Consider the following 18,098-nt stretch of genomic DNA (forward strand, 5'->3'; position numbering starts at 1 on the left):
CCGCCATGGAGGCGGCTCTCATGCCTGTCGGAGAGGGGTGGGCCTCAATGACGGCCGTGCTTCTGCTCGACGGTGGTGCGGGCGCCCGGGGTGGTCGGGGCGTCGGCGCCCACACCCGGGCGGATCACGGAGGTCTGCGCGTCCGAGGGGTGCGGCTGCGCGCGGCCGGCGGGAGCGTCGTGCTGAGCGGGCTTGGCCCCCCGCGAGCGCAGGGCGAACGCCGCGGCCCCGGCGGACACGGCGCCGAGGGCGACCCCGCCGAGACCCACGCCCCAGGGGAAGCCGCGGCGGCTCGGAGCGGAGACGAGGGACGCGAGCTGGCGTGAGCGATGCTTGGTGCTCGCCTTGGCGTGGCCGTTCATGGCGCGCCAGTCGCCGTAGGCCTTCAGGGCCGGCGGGCCCACGGTCAGAGCCAGCCGCGCGGGCAGGGGAAGGGCGGAGGACAGGAGTCCCTTGAGCATGTTGTTCTTCTTCATGGAATGAACGCTATGGGGCCGTGTGCGGTGCTGGTCAACGTCCCGCCCGCTGAACGTTGGCTGAGCGCTGGCACTGCGGTTCGTCGGCGCGTGTGCTGTGCTGCGCCGTCACGCCGGATCTGTGCGGTACGCCGAGGACCACCGGCGCGCACCTGCATGAACCCACAAAAAATCATGAGTCGGGCCATCGTGTGTCAACGATGACCCGACTCATGACATCGGAGGGGATGACGGGAATCGAACCCGCGTAGCCAGTTTGGAAGACTGGGGCTCTACCATTGAGCTACATCCCCGCACCGCGACGAACCTGCGCCGCGGAACGGCGTCAACAGTAGCACGGCGACGGCCCGAGGTGCGTGCGCCGTATTTCCCCCGGACTCGCGCCGCGCTGTAGGCTGAGTCGAGTCTGCCCGCAGGGTGGACGTGTCGTGGACCATGACGCCGTCGGCCCCAGGGAGCCGCGGTCGACCCGGCGGACCGGGGTGTAGCTCAGCTTGGCAGAGCGCGCGCTTTGGGAGCGTGAGGCCGCAGGTTCAAATCCTGTCACCCCGACTCTTCCCTGATCCACCAGAACCGATCCCAACCCATACAGGAGCGATCCGTGGTCAAGACCACCGCAGAGAACCTCAGCCCCACTCGCGTGAAGCTGGCCGTCGAGGTCCCGTTCGAGGAGGTCAAGCCCTCCCTCGAGAAGGCCTATAAGGACATCTCCTCGCAGGTGACCATCCCCGGCTTCCGCCAGGGCAAGGTTCCCGCGCGCCTGATCGACCAGCGCTTCGGTCGCGAGGTCGTCATGGACACCGCCGTCAACGAGGGCCTGAACGGCTGGTTCACCCAGGCGATCTCCGAGGCCGAGGTCACGCTGATCTCGCAGCCCGAGGTCGACGTCACTGAGACCCCGGAGGGCACCGCCGAGACCCCGGTGAAGTTCACCGCGGAGTTCGACGTGCGTCCTGAGATCGAGCTGCCTGACTACAAGGGCCTCAAGGTCACCGTCGAGCCGTCCCAGGCCACCGATGAGGACGAGAAGACCGCGCTCGACGAGCTGCGGGGCCGCTTCGGCACCCTGAAGGACGTGGACCGTCCGGCCGCGAAGGACGACTTCGTGACCATGAACCTGACCGCCACCGTGGACGGGCAGCAGGTCGACGCCGCCCAGGATCTGTCCTACCAGGTCGGCGCCGGCACCATGCTCGACGGGATCGACGAGGCCCTCGACGGCCTGTCCGCCGGTGAGGACGCCACCTTCGAGTCGACGCTGAACGGCGGCGAGCACGACGGCGAGAAGGCCACCGTGAAGCTCGAGCTGACCGCCGTGAAGGAGCGCGAGCTGCCGGAGGCCGACGACGAGTTCGCTCAGCTGGCCTCCGAGTTCGACACGATGGACGAGCTGCGCGAGGACCTGAAGAAGAAGGCCGCCGAGCAGGCGCAGAACCGTCAGGGAGTCGAGGCCCGGGACAAGGTCCTCGAGGAGTTGGGCAAGCTCGTCGAGGTGCCGGTCCCCGAGGGTGTCGTCGCCGAACAGGTCGAGCAGCACTTCATGTCCCAGGGCCACACCTCCGGCGACGAGCACGACACCGCCGAGCATCGTGCGGAGCTTGAGCAGAGCACTCGTGAGGCGTTCAAGAACGAGGTCATCCTGGACAAGGTGGCCGACGTCGAGGATGTCTCCGTCGACCAGGGCGAGCTGATCGAGTACATCATCGCCACCTCGTCCGAGTACGGCATGGACCCGAACCAGTTCGCCATGATGCTCGACCAGGCCGGTCAGGTCCCGATGATCATGGGCGAGGTCCGCCGCCGCAAGGCCCTGGCGAAGGTCCTTGAGCACGCCGTGGTCACCGACACCGAGGGCAACGACGTCGACCTCACCGCCTTTGTCACCCCGGGCGGCCAGGAGGCGGTTGACGCCGAGGCCACGGAGGAGTCCGAGGATACGGCCGAGAAGAAGGCCCCCGCCAAGAAGAAGGCGACCGCCAAGAAGAAGTCCGAGAAGAAGGACGACGCCGACCAGGCGTGAGTCCCCTCGGCTGAGCGCCGACGGCGCCCCGCTCCTGCGTCGTGCAGGGTGGGGCGCCGTCGTCGTTCCGGGGTCGGGGGAGGAACGATCACCGACCATGCGCCCACAGCGAAACGCGGGGCGCGACGCGGACATCGGCAGAGGCGACCAGTAGTGTCGTCACCGATGCAGAGGGGCCCGTCCGCCTCGGTCCGCCGTGCGCTCCGTGACGGCGAACGGCGCCCCACAGGAGTACAGCAACCAGGAAGGCGGCAGTGATGAGCGACATCACCCCCCGGATGCAGTCGGTGGACCCGGCTCAGCGCGAGGACTACATCTACAACCGGCTGCTCAAGGAGCGCATCATCTGGCTCGGCTCGGATGTGCGCGATGACAACGCCAACGCGATCTGCTCGCAGATGCTCCTGCTCTCCGCGGAGGACCCGGAGAAGGACATCTACCTGTACATCAATTCGCCCGGCGGATCCGTCACCGCCGGCATGGCCATCTACGACACGATGCAGTTCATCCCGAACGACGTCGTCACTGTCGCAACTGGCCTGGCCGCCTCGATGGGTCAGTTCCTGCTGTCCTCGGGCGCGAAGGGCAAGCGCTACGCCACCCCGCATGCCCGCGTGCTGATGCACCAGCCCTCGGGCGGAATCGGCGGCACGGAGTCGGATATCCGCATCCAGGCCCAGCTGATCCTGCACATGAAGAAGGTCATGTCCGAACTCACCGCCGAGCAGACCGGCCAGAGTGTGGAGACCATCCTCGAGGACAACGCCCGCGACAAGTGGTTCACGGCGCAGGAGGCCCTCGAGTACGGCTTCATCGATCACATCGCCGAGCGCGCTTCCGCCGTCTCCGGCGGCGGAGGCATGGGCGCCTGAACGGCCCGCGCGGACACCCACTGACGTTCTTCGAGGAGAAGAGAGACAAGCATGACTGACTTCACCGCCGGGCTGCCCAGCGCCAAGCCCACCCAGCCCGCCGTCGATGCGCGCTACATCCTGCCTCAGTTCGAGGAGCGGACCCCCTACGGCTTCAAGCGCCAGGATCCGTACGCGAAGCTGTTCGAGGATCGCATCGTCTTCCTCGGTTCCCAGGTCGACGACGCGTCCGCCGATGACGTGATGGCGCAGCTGCTCGTGCTCGAGGCGATGGACTCCGAGCGCGACATCACTCTGTACATCAACTCGCCGGGCGGCTCGTTCACCGCGATGACCGCGATCTACGACACGATGCAGTTCATCCGTCCCGAGGTGCAGACCGTCTGCCTGGGGCAGGCGGCCTCCGCCGCGGCGGTCCTGCTGGCCGCGGGTGCGCCCGGCAAGCGCCTGGCCCTGCCGAACGCGCGCGTGCTGATCCACCAGCCCGCGATGCAGGGGGACCGCGGCACCGCGACGGACCTTGAGATCCACGCGCAGGAGATCAACCGCATGCGCGTCTGGATGGAGGAGACCCTCGGCTCCCTGACCGACAAGACCCCCGAGGAGGTCTCGCAGGACATCGACCGCGACAAGTTCCTCTCCGCACAGGCCTCGCTCGAGTACGGACTCGTGGACGAGGTGCTCGCCTCGCGCAAGATCACGCGCCCGGCGTCCTGAGTCCCGGCCCACGCCGGGTACGGCTCCCGTCCGGACAGGGCGGGAGCCGTCGCATGCCCGTACCGGCGCGGTCCGGGGACGTATCCTTGAGGATGCGTCGACCGGGCCCGTCCCGACCTCCGTGCCCACGACGACAGGACGGCGTGTGCCGTTCTGACCTGCACAGACACGACGACCTCGAGGAGTTCTGCCATGGCCCGCATCGGTGAGAGCGCCGACCTGCTCAAGTGCTCGTTCTGCGGCAAGAGCCAGAAGCAGGTCCGCAAGCTCATCGCCGGCCCCGGTGTGTACATCTGCGACGAGTGCATCGAGCTGTGCAACGAGATCATCGAAGAAGAGCTCGGGGAGGCCGTCGAGTCCGAGGAGATGGTCCTGCCGACGCCGCAGGAGATCTTCGAGCACCTCGGCCGCTTCGTGATCGGACAGGACGCCGCCAAGCGCGCGCTCGCGGTCGCCGTGTACAACCACTACAAGCGGGTCCGCTCGCCCCAGCCGAAGCCGGCCGAATCCGCCGACCGATTCGCGGAGCGGGACGACCTCGCGGAGGTCGAGGTCGGCAAGTCGAACATCTTGATGGTCGGCCCGACCGGCTCCGGCAAGACCTACCTGGCGCAGACGCTCGCCCGTCAGCTCAACGTCCCCTTCGCCGTCGCGGACGCCACGTCCCTGACGGAGGCCGGCTATGTGGGCGAGGACGTCGAGAACATCCTGCTCAAGCTCATCCAGGCCGCAGACTTCGACGTGAAGAAGGCCGAGCAGGGGATCATCTACATCGACGAGATCGACAAGATCTCTCGGAAGTCCGAGAACCCGTCGATCACGCGCGATGTCTCGGGCGAGGGCGTGCAGCAGGCCCTGCTGAAGATCCTCGAGGGCACGGTGGCCTCCGTGCCGCCGCAGGGCGGACGCAAGCATCCGCGGCAGGAGTTCTTGCAGATCGACACCTCGAACGTGCTGTTCATCGTCGCGGGGGCGTTCGCGGGCCTGGAGGAGATCATCGGTTCACGTGCCGGACGCACGGGCATCGGTTTCGGCGCCGCGCTGAACCACCGGCGCGAGGGTGACGTCTCCTACGCCGACGTCCAGCCCGAGGACCTGCTCAAGTTCGGGCTCATCCCGGAGTTCATCGGCCGCCTGCCCGTCATCACGGCGGTCGAGGACCTCACGAACGAACAGCTCGTCCAGGTCCTCACCGAGCCCAAGAACGCGCTGGTGAAGCAGTACCAGAAGATGTTCCTCTACGACGGCGTCGAGCTCGAGTTCGAGCCGGAGGCGCTCGATGAGATCGTCGCGAAGGCCGTCGCCCGCGGCACCGGTGCTCGCGGACTGCGCTCCATCCTCGAAGACGTGCTCAAGCCGGTCATGTTCGAGCTGCCCTCGCGCGAGGACGTCACCGGCGTCGTGATCACCGGCGAGTGCGTGCGTGAGGGGAGCGAGCCACACCTCGTGCACGCCTCCGACGAGCAGCAGCGCCGCAGCGCCTAAGCACTGCGCCGGAGCAACCCTGCCTCCCGGATGGATCGCGCCGATCCCGCGGGTGCGTCCGTGTGTGTCGCCACCGATGACGGCCGCCCTCGGCTGAGGCAGGATGGGCCCGACACCGTCACCGAGTGAAAGGGGCCGCCATGACCGAGCAGTCCGCCTCCGCTACCCAGCAGACCCCCGTCGTCGAGTTCGGCTTCGACGCGACCTGCCCGTTCGCCTGGGTGAGCTCCCGCTGGATCCTCGAGGTCGAGAAAGTCCGCGACATCGACCTTCGCTTCACCGTCATGAGCCTGTCCGTGCTCAATGAGGGCCGTGACCTCGACCCGGACTACATGGAGCATCTGAAGACCGCGTGGATCCCGGCACGGGCCGCGATCATGGTGCGCGATGCGCACGGCGTCGACGCGCTGCGTGACTGGTACACCGTCATCGGCACAAAGCTCCACAACGAGGGCGTGAGCGACCGCGAGGAGGCGGTGCGCCTCGCCCTGGCGGAACTGGACTACGACCCGACGATCCTGGACCGTGCGCGCACTGACGAGGTCGACGACGCCCTGCGTACCTCCCACAAGCGCGTGGAGCAGTGGGTCGGCAACGACGTGGGCACCCCGGCCATCTCCGTCGACGGCACCGCGTTCTTCGGGCCGGTGATCACGCGCATTCCTCGCGGTGAACAGGCCGGTGAGCTCTTCGACGCGACTGTCGCGCTGGCCCGGTACCCGTACTTCTACGAGCTCAAGCGCTCCCGCACGACGGACCCGCAGTTCGACTGAGAACCCGTCCGCGCCGCTCGTCGTCCGCCCCGAACGCCGCCGGACCCGACCTCTCACCGCAGGGCCCGCGATCACGATGACGGCCCGCCCGCCCCGACGACGGGGCAGGCGGGCCGTCGCACCGCGATGCCGGAGAGCTCAGTCCTCCGCGGGGGCCAGCTGCACGTCGGACACGGCGAGCTGCTGATCGTCGCTCGGCACACCCTCGACGAGGTCGAGTTCGGCGATGTTGCCGGCGGCCTTGAGGTCGGCCAGACCGCCGCGCAGACGTTCCAGCGCCTCGGCCGGGGCGGTCACGGTTGCCGAGCGCACCTCGGTGCGCTGCTTGACCTTGGCCTCCGACTTGGCCTTGCGCACTCCCGAGAGCGCCTCCGCGACGACGGCCAGCACCTCGGCGTCGGCGGTCCCGGCCATGCCCGCCAGCGTGTCGGCGCTCGGCCATGCCGCCAGGTGCACCGAACCGGCGCGCCACCAGCTCCAGACCTCCTCGGTCGCGAACGGCTGGAACGGGGCCAGCAGGCGCAGCAGGGCATCGAGCGTCGTGGCCAGGGTCGTCACCACCGACGCCTGCTCCGCCTCGCCGTGACCGCCGTAGGCCCGGTCCTTGACCAGCTCGACGTAGTCGTCGGTGAACTGCCAGAAGAACTGCTCGGTCACGTTCAGGGCTCGCGCGTAGTCGTAGGCCTCGAACGCGGCGGTCGCCTGCTCGATCGTCGTGGCCAGGCGGGCCAGCAGCGCGGCGTCCAGGGAGTTCGTCACCGCGGCGGCCTCCTGGCCGGCGCCGATCACCGAGTCCGCCGTCGCGCCGAGGTTCAGCACGAACTTCGAGGCGTTGAGCAGCTTGATGGCCAGGCGACGGCCGATCTTCATCTGCGCCACCTCGTAGGCGGTGTCCGCGCCGAGGCGCGCCGACGCCGCCCAGTAGCGCACGGCGTCCGAGCCGAACTGGTCCAGGATGTCCGTGGGGACCACAACATTGCCCTTGGACTTCGACATCTTCTTGCGGTCCGGGTCCAGGATCCAGCCGGACAGGGCGGTGTTCTTCCACGGTGCCGCATCGTTGAGCGAGTGCGCGCGCACGGCCGTCGAGAACAGCCACGTACGGATGATGTCGTGGCCCTGCGGGCGCAGGTCGAACGGGAACACCGACTCGAAGAACGCGTCGTCGCGGCTCCAGCGGCCCACGATCTGCGGGGTCAGCGACGAGGTCGCCCACGTGTCCAGCACGTCCGGGTCGCCCGTGAAACCGCCGGGCACGTCACGCTGCGCCTCGTCGTAGCCGGGGGCCGGCTCGGCCGCCGGGTCGACCGGCAGCGCGTCGTCGGCGGGCAGGATCGGGTTCTCGTAGTCCGGCTCGCCCTCACCGTCGAGCGGGTACCACACCGGGATCGGCACGCCGAAGAAGCGCTGCCGGGAGACCAGCCAGTCGCCGTTGAGACCGTCCACCCAGTTCTCGTAGCGGTGGCGCATGTGCTCGGGGTGCCAGTTCAGCTCGCGGCCGCGCCCGATCAGCTCGGCTCGGCGGTCGGCGTCCCGGCCGCCGTTGCGGATGTACCACTGGCGGGAGGTGACCACCTCGAGGGGCTTGTCACCCTTCTCGAAGAAGTTCACGGCGTGCGTGATCTTCTTCGGCTCGCCGTCGAGCAGATCGGCGTCGGTGAGCGCCGCGACGACGTTCTCCTTGGCCGAGAACACCGTCTTGCCAGCGATCTTCTCGAGGTAGAGCTCGCGAGCGGCCGTGGCGGTGATCCACTCGGGGGCCTGCGCTGCGAAGCGGCCGTCGCGGCCGATCAGGGTGCGGGTGGGCAGCTGCAGTTCGCGCCACCAGGTGACGTCGGTCAGGTCGCCGAAGGTGCAGACCATGGCGATGCCCGAGCCCTTGTCCGGCTTGGCCAGTTCGTGGGCCTTCACCTCGACCTCGATGTCGAACAGCGGGGAGCGGACCGTCGTGCCGAACAGCATCTGGTAGCGCTCGTCGTCCGGGTGGGCCACAAGGGCCGCGCACGAGGGCAGCAGCTCGGGGCGCGTGGTCTCGATGAAGACCTTCTCGCCGTCGGCGGTGAAGAACGGGAACCGGTGGTAGGCGCCCGGGACCTCGCGGTCCTCGAGTTCGGCCTGGGCCACGGCGGTGCGGAAGGTGACGTCCCACATGGTCGGCGCCTCGGCCATGTAGGCGTCTTCCGAGGCGATGTCCCGTAGGAACGCGCGCTGGGAGACGGCGCGGGAGACGTCGTCGATGGTCCGGTAGGTCATGTCCCAGTCGACGGACAGGCCCAGGCGGGTGAACAGGTCCTCGAAGACCTTCTCGTCCTGCACCGCGAGCTGTTCGCAGAGCTCGATGAAGTTGCGCCGCGAGATCACGTCCCAGTCGCGCTGGTTCTTCGCGGGCTTCTCCGGCGGACGGTATCCCTCCACATAGGGCTTCGTCGGATCGCACCGCACACCGTAGTAGTTCTGGACGCGGCGCTCGGTGGGCAGCCCGTTGTCGTCCCAGCCCATCGGGTAGAACACGTTCTTGCCGCGCATGCGCTGGTAGCGGGCCAGCACGTCGGTCTGGGTGTAGGAGAAGACGTGGCCGACGTGCAGCGAACCGGAGGCGGTGGGCGGGGGAGTGTCGATCGAGTAGACCTGCTCGCGCGTGGTCTCGGCGTCGAACGCGTAGGTGCGCTCGGCGGACCAGCGGGCCGTGAGCTTCTCCTCCAGGCCCTCGAGAGCCGGCTTGTCGGGGACGACGACGGCGTGGACGCCGGTCGAAGCGGGTGCGGACTCGGGTGCGGGCGTGTCTGTGCCCGGGTTCTTCTCAGCCATGCCGCCGATTCTCCCATGCCAGCCACGCGGCGGCGGCCCTACCCTGTACGGCATGAGTGAGACGAGTGCACGGTCCACCCGAACGCAGGAGGCCGCCCACACCGGCCGGATCCGCGTGCGTCGCGCCTACGAGTCCCCGGACGGCGGGTACCGCGTGCTGGTGGACCGGATGTGGCCGCGCGGCGTGGCGAAGGCTGACGCTGAGCTCGACGAGCGGTGCCAGGACGTCGCGCCCTCGGCCGACCTGCGCCGCTGGTTCGACCACGACCCCGCAAAATGGGCCGAGTTCCGCCGCCGATACCGACACGAGCTCTCCCTGGACGCGGCCGACGCCGAGGACGGGGCGCCCAGCCGGGACGCGGCCGAGGACCTGCTCGAACGGTGGCGTCGCAGTGGCGAGCAGGAGCTGGTGCTGGTCTACGGGACCAAAGACGAAGACCACAACCACGCGCTCGTGCTCGCAGAGGCACTCGAGGCGCTGCGCTGAGCGCCTTCGGGTGAACGCAGCGCGAGGGTGGGTTAACGTCTGGGGTGTGACCGAGACCATGAACTCTGCTCCGCATCCGTCCGCTGCCCCACGCCGTGCCGTCGTCACGGGTGCCAGCGCCGGCATCGGGCGGGCGACCGCGCTCGAGCTGGCTCGGCGCGGTTGGCACGTCTACGCCGTGGGGCGGCGGAGCGAGCGCCTCGACGAGCTCGCCGCCCAGACCGCCGACGAACAGGCGCCCGGCGCCGTCGTGCCCGCACCGCTCGACGTCACGGACGCCGCGGCGGTCGAAGCGCTCGCCGGCCGCGTGGCCGCCGAAGGCGGCGTCGACGCGCTCGTGAACATCGCCGGCGGAGCCCGAGGCACCGAGCACGTCGCGGCCGGGGACACCGAGAACTGGGAGTGGATGTACCGCGCGAACGTCCTGGGCACCCTGACGATGTGCCGGGCGTTCCTGCCCATGCTGCGCGCGCACGGCCGGGGCAGCGTACTCAACCTGACCTCGACCGCGGCCATCGTCGCCTACGAGGGAGGCGCCGGGTACAACGCGGCCAAGATGGGCCAGCACGGACTCACCGCCGCGCTGTGCCTGGAGGAGGCCGAGCACGATGTCCGGGTGATCGAGGTGCTGCCCGGCATGGTCCACACCGAGGAGTTCTCGCTGCGCCGGCTCGGCGGGGACGCGGCCGCCGCCGACAAGGTCTACGCGGGCGTTGAGAAGCCGCTCACGGCCGAGGACGTCGCCGAGGTGTGCGTCCATGCGCTCGAGCTGCCGCACCACGTGAACCTGGACCAGATCGTGATGCGGCCGCTCGCCCAGGCAGCCCAGCACAAGGTGATCCGGCGCTGAGCCGACGATCGACGAGACGACACAGAGGAGCGCTTTGACGACCACCCCGGACAGGACGGCGCACACACGCGAGGCTGCGGACACCGCCGACGTCCCCGCGCAGCTGCGACGGGCCACCGCACGGACGCGTCAGCAGAGGCGGCGACGCGAGCACGAACGGCGCATCACCGACCCGCGTGGCCGGCTGGGCGTCGCCGTGCTCACCGGCCTCGGATACGGCGCCCTCTCCGTGCTCCCGATCGGCCGGCTTTCCCATGGCCGCACCGCGATGAGCGTGGGCGGGTCTGTGGCGGGGCTCTTCGGTGTGGGCGTGGTCAGGTCCCTCAGTCGGGCCCCCGAGCTCTCCTGCAGCGAGCGGTGGCGGCGCGGCGGCACGGGCCTGAGCGTCGGCGGCGCGCTGGGCGCCTTTGTCGGTGCGTCGACCTGGTGCTCGCTGAGGACCGACGCCTGGCTCGAGCGCACCGCGCTTCGTCTCGGCGCCCGACGCCCCCGGCTCTGGGTCGGTGCCCTCGGCGGGGTGCTGGCCGCCGCGACGGACTTCGTCGAGCGCACACCCCGTCCCGTCGATGACGATCAGGACGCGGCCTCGGCAGATGAACCCGCTCGGAGCCGAGCGAGGGCATCCACTACACTGTGGGACACAGGCGTGGACCCGGCCATCACCGGTGAGCCTCCGGAAGAACAGGCAGCGCCTCAGTAGACCCGGACGGGGGAGCCCGTCACAGCTCTCATGAAGCGGTCGTCCGGCGCTTCCCCGACGTGCACGGCGGCAAGCAAGGTGGTACCGCGCCGCGGCAGGCCCCCGGGTCTGTCCAGCAGCGTCCTTGCAGGAATCGATGGAGCCCTCGACCGCTAGGAACCGCCGTGTACCCCCTCGCCTCGTCCGACCCCGCCGGCCGCACGCCCGCCTCCCCGCGCTTCCCCGAGATCGAGGAGCGCATCCTGAAGTACTGGGACGAGGACGGCACCTTCCAAGCGTCGGTCGACGCCCGCCCCACCCACCACGAGGATGGCACCCCCAACGAGTTCGTCTTCTACGACGGACCGCCCTTCGCCAACGGTCTGCCGCACTACGGCCACTTGCTGACCGGCTACGTCAAGGACCTCGTCGCCCGGTACCAGACCCAGCAGGGTCGTCGCGTGGAGCGCCGCTTCGGCTGGGACACCCACGGTCTGCCGGCCGAGCTCGAGGCGATGAAACAGCTGGGCATGACCGACAAGGCCCAGATCGAGCAGATGGGCATCGACCGGTTCAACGAGGCGTGCCGCACCTCCGTGCTCAAGTACACGCACGAGTGGCAGGACTACGTCACCCGCCAGGCCCGCTGGGTGGACTTCGACAACGACTACAAGACCCTCACCTCGGACTACATGGAGTCCGTCCTGTGGGCCTTCTCGGCCCTGCACGAGAAGGGCCTGACCTACCGGGGCTTCCGTGTCCTTCCGTACTGCTGGAAGGACGAGACCCCGCTGTCCAATCACGAACTGCGCATGGACGACGACGTCTACCAGCAGCGCCAGGACCCCTCGGTCACCGTCGCCTTCCCGTTCACCGGGCGGGTGCACGAATCCGGCGGCGCGACCGCCGAGACCGCCCAGGCCCTCGCCGGCGTGCACGCGCTGGCCTGGACGACCACCCCGTGGACCCTGCCGACGAACCTCGCGCTCGCCGTCGGCCCCGAGATCCGTTATGTCGTGGTGCCCGCCGGCCCCGACGGGGCGTCCATGGGCGAGGACGGCGCGCGCTTCCTGCTCGCCGAGGACCTGCTCGCCGCGCACGTGAAGGATCTGGGGCACCCCGATGTGGAGTCCGCGCGTGCCGCCGTCGTCGCCACCTACACCGGGGCCGAACTGGCCGGACTGCGCTACGAGCCGCTGTTCACCTACTTCGCCGACGCCGAAGAGTACGGCACCCAGCACGCCTGGCAGATCCTCGTCGACGATTACGTCTCCACCGAGGACGGCACCGGCGTCGTCCACCAGGCTCCCGCCTACGGCGAGGACGACCAGCGCGTCTGCGAGGCCGCCGGCATCCCCGTCGTGCTCTCCGTGGACGACGGTGCGAGGTTCCTGCCCCTGTTCGGTCGGCCCGAGAACGGCGAGGGCAAGCTCGTCGAGATCGCCGGGGTGCAGGCGTTCGAGGCGAACATGACGATCGTGCGGGCCCTGCGGGCCGATGACCGCGTCTTCCGGGAGGCCTCCTACGAGCACTCCTACCCGCACTGCTGGCGGTGCCGCACGCCGCTGATCTACCGGGCCATCACGTCCTGGTACGTCTCGGTCACCGAGTTCAAGAACCGGATGCTCGAGTTGAACGAGGACATCACCTGGATCCCGGGCAACGTGAAGCACGGCCAGTTCGGCAAGTGGCTCGAGAACGCGCGCGACTGGTCGATCTCCCGCAACCGTTACTGGGGCACGCCGATTCCGGTCTGGGAGTCCGACCACCCGGACTTCCCCCGTCGGGAGGTCTATGGCTCGCTCGCCGAACTCGAGGAGGCCTTCGGGCGCCTGCCGGTCAACGCCGAGGGTGAGGTGGATCTGCACCGCCCGTGGATCGACGAGCTCACCCGTGCGCATCCGGATCCGGAGGCCGCCGCGGCCGGGGCCGTCATGCGCCGCGTCGAGGACGTGCTCGACGTGTGGTTCGACTCCGGCTCGATGCCGTACTCCCAGGTGCACTATCCGTTCGCGAATAAGGAGTGGTTCGACACCCACGCCCCGGCGGACTTCATCGTCGAGTACATCGGCCAGACGCGCGGCTGGTTCTACACGCTGCACATCCTCTCCACCGCCCTGTTCGACCGACCGGCCTTCTCGAACGTCATCAGCCACGGGATCGTCCTGGGCTCGGACGGACAGAAGATGTCCAAGTCGCTGCGCAACTACCCGGACGTCTCCGAGGTGCTCGACCGCGACGGCTCGGACGCGATGCGCTGGTTCCTGATGTCCAGCCCCATCCTGCGCGGCGGCAACCTGATCGTCACCGAGGAGGGCATCCGTGAGGGCGTCCGCCAGGTGCTGCTGCCGGCCTGGAACGCGTACCACTTCTTCACCCTGTACGCGAACACCGCGACGGCCGGCGGCGCCCGCCCCGAGGGGTACACGGCACGGACCCGGCACAGCGCCGAGGACCCGCTCGATCAGTACCTGCTGGCCACCACCGGCCGCATGCTGCGCGAGGTCAAGAGCTCCCTGGACGCCTACGAGGTCTCCGACGCCGCCGAGGCGTTGCGCCGCTACATGGACACGCTGACGAACTGGTACATCCGGCGCTCCCGCCAGCGGTTCTATGCCGAAGACGAAGCGGCCATGGACGTGCTGTACACGGCTCTCGAGGCGTTTGCCCGGGCCGGGGCACCGCTGATGCCGCTGATCGCCGAGGAGATCTGGCGCGGGCTCACCGGCGGCCGCTCGGTGCACCTGACTGACTACCCCGACGCGGACCTGTTCCCGCACGGGCCGCAGGCCGATGCGCTGCTCGAGCGCATGGACACGGTGCGCACGATCGCCTCCGTCGGCTCCTCGCTGCGCAAGGCCGCTCACCGCCGCGTGCGGCTGCCTCTGGCCGGCATGTCGGTCGTGGTGCCCGACGCGCAGGCGCTCGCCGGCACCTATGAGCGGATCATCGCCGACGAGCTGAACCTGAAGTCGGTGCAGCTGACCGAGCTGACGCCGGAGGCGGTGGCCGAGTACGGCATCGGCACGCAGGTGAAGCTGAACTTCCGGGCCCTGGGCAAGGCGTTCGGCAAACAGGTGCCGCTGATCAAGAAGGCTATCGACGCCGGCGAGCACAGCGAGACCGAGGCCGGCCTGCAGGTGCGCCTGGCCGACGGCGACACCGTCGTGCTCGACCCGGAGCTGTACGACGTGCACACCATTTCCAGCGGTGCGCCCGAGGGGACCGCCGTGGGCGTGCTGCCCGGCTCCGGGTTCCTCGTGCTGGACACCGAGGTGTCCGAGGAGCTCGCGGCCGAGGGCGTTGCCCGCGACGTGATCCGGGCGGTGCAGTCCGCACGCAAGGACGCCGGCCTGGATGTGTCCGACCGCATCCGAGCACACATCGCGACCTCGGGCCCCGTCGCTGAGGCCCTCGCCGCGCACACCGGGCTCATCGCTGCGGAGACCCTCGCCGACGCCGTCGAGGTCGTCGACGACGGCCGACCGGACGCCCGAGGCGACCTCGCCGACGACGCGAGCCGCGCGGTCACCGTGCGCGTCGAGGCCTCCGGCGCGGTCCAGGCCGAGGACGCGGAGGTGGACGCATGAGCGGGCCGGAGATGATCGACCCGTCGCAGGGCCACGTGGGCGCGCCGACCGACGTCGCGGGCGTCTACCGCGACCTGCTCGCCCGTGCCCCGGAGAACCGCATGGAGCCGCGCATGGAGCCGATGTGCCGGGTCCTGTCGCTGCTGGGGGAGCCGCAGCACGCGGCCCCGGTGATCCACCTGACCGGCACGAACGGCAAGACGTCGACGGCTCGCATGATCGAGGCGGTGCTGCGCAGTTACGGCCTGCGGACGGGCCGCTACACCTCGCCGCACCTGGAGCAGGTGACCGAGCGCATCAGCATCGACGGCGAACCGGTCTCGGAGGAGACGTTCGTGCGCATCTGGGCGGAGATCCTGCCGATGATCGAGGTCGTCGACGCCCAGCTCGAGGCCGACGGGCAGCCGCGTCTGACCTACTTCGAGGCCCTGACGACCCTCGCGTTCGCGGTCTTCGCGGACGAGCCGGTCGAAGTGCTCGTGCTCGAGGTCGGCCTCGGCGGCGTCACCGACGCGACGAACGTCGCCGACGCTGCGGTCAGCGTCGTCACCCCGATCTCCCTGGACCACACGGAGCTGCTGGGCGACACCGAGGCGCAGATCGCCGAGGAGAAAGCCGGGATCATCAAGCCCGGTGGCTTCCTCGTCTCGGCGGCACAGCAGACGGACGCCGCGCAGGTGCTGCTCGACGCGGCCCGCGCGGCGGACGTGCCGTTCCGGTTCCAGGGCGTCGAGTTCGGCGTCACCGGCCGCTCGCTGGCGGTCGGCGGACAGCAGATCTCGGTGCAGGGCTTGGCCGCGCACTACGACGAGCTAACGCTGCCGCTCTACGGTGAGCACCAGGCCCAGAACGCGGCGGTGGCGATCGCCGCGCTCGAGGCGTTCCTGGGCGGAGGCGAGCGTGAGCTCGAGATTGAGCTGCTGCGGGAGGGGCTGGCCCAGGTCGCCTCGCCGGGCCGGCTCGAGGTGCTGCGCACCGCGCCGACGGTGATCGTCGACGCCGCGCACAACCCCGACGGCGTGCGCGTGGCGGCGGAAGCCGTGAAGGAGTCGTTCGGGTTCACGCGACTGAGCCTTGTGGTCGGCGTTCTGGCCGAGAAGGACGCCCGGGGCATGCTCGCCGCGCTCTACCGCGAGTTCGGCGACCTTGTCGACGACGTCGCGCTCACCCAGTCCACGTCGCCGCGGGCGATCCCGGCGGGGGAGTTGGCCGCGCTCACCATCGACGCGGGCTGGCCGGAGGACGACGTCCACGCCACCGAGTCCGTCCCCGATGCGATCGAATGGGCGGTCAGCCGTGCCGAGTCCGTCGAGAACTCGGCTGATGCGCTGGCCTCCGGCACCGGCGGTGGCGTGCTCGTCATCGGCTCGATCACCCTGGCCGCCGACGTGCGTCAGCTGCTCGGTGCGCCGGCCGCGCCCGGCCCCGTGACGGTTGCCGCGCGCGGCGTCGACCCGGCGGATCTGCTCGGGGCGATCGGCGACGACGAGGACGATGACATCGACCAGGACGTGCTGGACACCCTGGATGACGATCCGGAGGTCGGACGATGAGCGAGCAGCAGAGCCGCCGGGACGCGCCGACGGGACCGACGAGCTTCGGAGCGGAGCCGTGGCGTCCGGCCCGCGAGACGAAGGCGCAGCGGCAGTGGCGGCCCGGCAGGCGCAGACTGCGCCGCTCGATCCAGGCCACCTTCTGCTCCTCGGTGCTGTGCCTGCAGGCGATCGTGCTGTTCTTCGTCGGCATGACGCTGTTCGGTCTGCACCGCGGCGAGCCCTCGGCCCCGTGGTTCCTGGCCGGATACACGGCCCTGGCCGTGATCGCCGTTCTGGCGTGCGCCGTGATTCGTCGTCCGCTCGGCATGGCGATCGGCTGGGGTGTGCAGGTGGTGATGATCTGCTCCGCGTGGTTCGAGTACTCGCTGTTCGTGATCGGCCCGCTGTTCGCTCTCACCTGGTGGTACGCCGTGGCGAAGGGTCGCGCGATGGATCAGGAGAACAAGCGCCGCGAGCGGCTCGAAGCCGAGTGGGATGCGGCTCACGGTTACACGGGCCCGGACGGCTACACCGGGCCGCAGGACGGCCAGTAGTCTGGCCGAGACAGGCGAGGCCCGGCCGCCGACCGTGGTGCCCTGGGCCCGACACACATCCGGCGGACGCGCGCCCGACAGCGGGCCGTTCCGGCCGAGAAGGAGGAACCGGACCATGACCCAGAACCGTGAGCAGACCCTCGTCCTCGTGAAGCCCGACGGCGTGCAGCGTGGCCTGACCGGACAGATCCTGGCGCGCATCGAGGCCAAGGGCTATGTCGTCGAGGACCTGAAGATGATCGTGCCCACCCGGGAAATGCTCACGCAGCATTACGCGGAGCACGAGGGCAAGCCGTTCTTCGAGCCGCTCGTCGAGTTCATGTCCTCCGGCCCGGTCGTCGCGGCCCGCGTCAGCGGCGACCGAGTTATCGAGGGCTTCCGCTCGCTGGCCGGGTCGACCGAGCCGACGACCGCCGCCCCGGGCACCATTCGCGGCGACCTCGGCCGCGACTGGGGCGAGAAGGTGCAGAAGAACCTCGTGCATGGTTCGGACTCGACGGAGTCGGCCGAGCGCGAGCTCGGCATCTGGTTCGGCTGATCGGGGCACGCCCCAGAGCCTGAGAGGGCCCGTCACCTCAGATGGTGACGGGCCCTCTCACTGTCGGTCTGAGCCGAGTGAATGCTGCGGGGTCACAGGCCCAGCATGCCGGGGCCGAACCGCAGCAGCAGCGAGACGAACACGATCGCCCAGGCCAGCACGATCGCTGGCCACGTCAGGTCTCGAACGAGCGTCCGCACCCGCGGCGACGCGGGCAGAACACCGTGTTGGAGATTGCGCGAGGTGGTGAGGAACAGCTGCAGGATCACCATCGCCCAGACGATCATGCAGTACAGGCAGAGCGTGGTGATCTGGTACACGGCCGCGTAGTAGAGCCAGGCGCAGAAGGCCAGCCCGAGCACCATCACGGCGTTCATCGTCAGCCAGTACCACCGGGCGAACCGGGCGCCGGCGAACAGGGACATGGCCACGCAGATCAGGATCGAGAACGCCACGACCCCGATGTACGTGTTCGGGAAGCCGAAGGTCTGCGCCTGCCACGACTGCATGACCCGGCCGCAGGACATCCACGGATTGAAGTCGCAGCTGGTGCGGTGGCTCGGATCCTCCGAGAGGATCGCGCGCTCGACGATGATCGCGAACGTCGCGGCGATCGAGATGAGTGAGCTGACCAGCAGCAGGGCCGCGTAGGGGACGCGTCGGACGCTCGCGCCGGGCGAGGCGGCGGGGGCAGAAGATGTCATGGGCCGCAGT

The 18,098-nt window shown here is 69.5% G+C and carries 15 protein-coding genes and 2 tRNA genes; 13 read left to right on the forward strand and 4 right to left on the reverse strand.

The window, feature by feature from the left end:
• Positions 1 to 44: 44 nt before the first annotated feature.
• Together HDA30_RS03070 and HDA30_RS03075 are read right to left on the reverse strand one after the other, a co-directional pair.
• Complete coding sequence (locus tag HDA30_RS03070) at positions 45 to 476, reverse strand: hypothetical protein (RefSeq protein WP_158495770.1); 432 nt, start codon at positions 474 to 476, stop codon at positions 45 to 47.
• Positions 477 to 698: 222 nt separating this feature from the next.
• A tRNA-Gly gene (locus HDA30_RS03075) sits at positions 699 to 769 on the reverse strand.
• Between the two features lie 185 nt (positions 770 to 954).
• On the opposite strand from HDA30_RS03075, the gene HDA30_RS03080 reads away from it, so the two are divergent.
• The 6 genes from HDA30_RS03080 (at position 955) to HDA30_RS03105 (ending at position 6,343) form a co-directional block, all read left to right on the forward strand.
• Positions 955 to 1,028: transfer RNA gene (locus HDA30_RS03080), tRNA-Pro, on the forward strand.
• Positions 1,029 to 1,077: 49 nt separating this feature from the next.
• The gene (gene tig / locus HDA30_RS03085) at positions 1,078 to 2,496 is read left to right on the forward strand and encodes a trigger factor (protein ID WP_184241074.1); all 1,419 of its coding nucleotides are present in this window, start codon (positions 1,078 to 1,080) and stop codon (positions 2,494 to 2,496) included.
• 257 nt (positions 2,497 to 2,753) lie between these two features.
• Entirely contained in the window at positions 2,754 to 3,368 is a 615-nt protein-coding gene (locus tag HDA30_RS03090; protein WP_246418687.1) for an ATP-dependent Clp protease proteolytic subunit, read from the forward strand.
• Positions 3,369 to 3,419: 51 nt separating this feature from the next.
• Positions 3,420 to 4,085, forward strand: a complete 666-nt coding sequence (locus tag HDA30_RS03095) for an ATP-dependent Clp protease proteolytic subunit (protein WP_184241075.1) — start codon at positions 3,420 to 3,422, stop codon at positions 4,083 to 4,085.
• A 192-nt stretch (positions 4,086 to 4,277) separates the two neighbouring features.
• Positions 4,278 to 5,570, forward strand: a complete 1,293-nt coding sequence (clpX, locus tag HDA30_RS03100; RefSeq protein WP_158495774.1) for an ATP-dependent Clp protease ATP-binding subunit ClpX — start codon at positions 4,278 to 4,280, stop codon at positions 5,568 to 5,570.
• 140 nt (positions 5,571 to 5,710) lie between these two features.
• Complete coding sequence (locus tag HDA30_RS03105) at positions 5,711 to 6,343, forward strand: mycothiol-dependent nitroreductase Rv2466c family protein (protein ID WP_158495775.1); 633 nt, start codon at positions 5,711 to 5,713, stop codon at positions 6,341 to 6,343.
• Between the two features lie 138 nt (positions 6,344 to 6,481).
• On the opposite strand, the gene valS is transcribed toward HDA30_RS03105, so the two are convergent.
• Complete coding sequence (valS, locus tag HDA30_RS03110; RefSeq protein ID WP_184241076.1) at positions 6,482 to 9,151, reverse strand: valine--tRNA ligase; 2,670 nt, start codon at positions 9,149 to 9,151, stop codon at positions 6,482 to 6,484.
• Positions 9,152 to 9,203: 52 nt separating this feature from the next.
• Here valS and HDA30_RS03115 point away from each other — a divergent pair, with 52 nt between their 5' ends.
• The 7 genes from HDA30_RS03115 to ndk all read left to right on the forward strand — a co-directional run bounded on the left by HDA30_RS03115 (position 9,204) and on the right by ndk (position 17,384).
• The gene (locus HDA30_RS03115) at positions 9,204 to 9,638 is read left to right on the forward strand and encodes a DUF488 domain-containing protein (RefSeq protein WP_158495777.1); all 435 of its coding nucleotides are present in this window, start codon (positions 9,204 to 9,206) and stop codon (positions 9,636 to 9,638) included.
• A 58-nt stretch (positions 9,639 to 9,696) separates the two neighbouring features.
• A complete protein-coding gene (locus HDA30_RS03120) occupies positions 9,697 to 10,488 on the forward strand; it encodes an SDR family oxidoreductase (RefSeq protein WP_184242318.1) in 792 nt (263 codons plus the stop codon).
• A gap of 34 nt (positions 10,489 to 10,522) precedes the next feature.
• Positions 10,523 to 11,188, forward strand: a complete 666-nt coding sequence (locus tag HDA30_RS03125; protein ID WP_158495778.1) for a hypothetical protein — start codon at positions 10,523 to 10,525, stop codon at positions 11,186 to 11,188.
• Between the two features lie 164 nt (positions 11,189 to 11,352).
• On the forward strand, positions 11,353 to 14,757 hold the full coding sequence (gene ileS / locus HDA30_RS03130; protein WP_158495779.1) for an isoleucine--tRNA ligase: 3,405 nt from the start codon (positions 11,353 to 11,355) through the stop codon (positions 14,755 to 14,757).
• Positions 14,754 to 16,310, forward strand: a complete 1,557-nt coding sequence (locus HDA30_RS03135; protein ID WP_425488382.1) for a bifunctional folylpolyglutamate synthase/dihydrofolate synthase — start codon at positions 14,754 to 14,756, stop codon at positions 16,308 to 16,310. The genes ileS and HDA30_RS03135 overlap by 4 nt, the downstream gene beginning before the upstream one ends.
• Entirely contained in the window at positions 16,307 to 16,846 is a 540-nt protein-coding gene (locus HDA30_RS03140) for a DUF4233 domain-containing protein (RefSeq protein WP_158495780.1), read from the forward strand. The genes HDA30_RS03135 and HDA30_RS03140 overlap by 4 nt, the downstream gene beginning before the upstream one ends.
• Before the next feature lie 115 nt (positions 16,847 to 16,961).
• Complete coding sequence (gene ndk, locus HDA30_RS03145) at positions 16,962 to 17,384, forward strand: nucleoside-diphosphate kinase (protein WP_158495781.1); 423 nt, start codon at positions 16,962 to 16,964, stop codon at positions 17,382 to 17,384.
• A gap of 92 nt (positions 17,385 to 17,476) precedes the next feature.
• Here ndk and HDA30_RS03150 read toward each other — a convergent pair whose 3' ends face one another.
• Positions 17,477 to 18,088: a vitamin K epoxide reductase family protein gene (locus HDA30_RS03150; protein WP_158495782.1), complete on the reverse strand. Its 612-nt coding sequence runs from the start codon at positions 18,086 to 18,088 to the stop codon at positions 17,477 to 17,479.
• Positions 18,089 to 18,098: the final 10 nt, after the last annotated feature.

The sequence above is a fragment of the Micrococcus cohnii genome, from assembly GCF_014205175.1.
Classification (GTDB): domain Bacteria; phylum Actinomycetota; class Actinomycetes; order Actinomycetales; family Micrococcaceae; genus Micrococcus; species Micrococcus cohnii.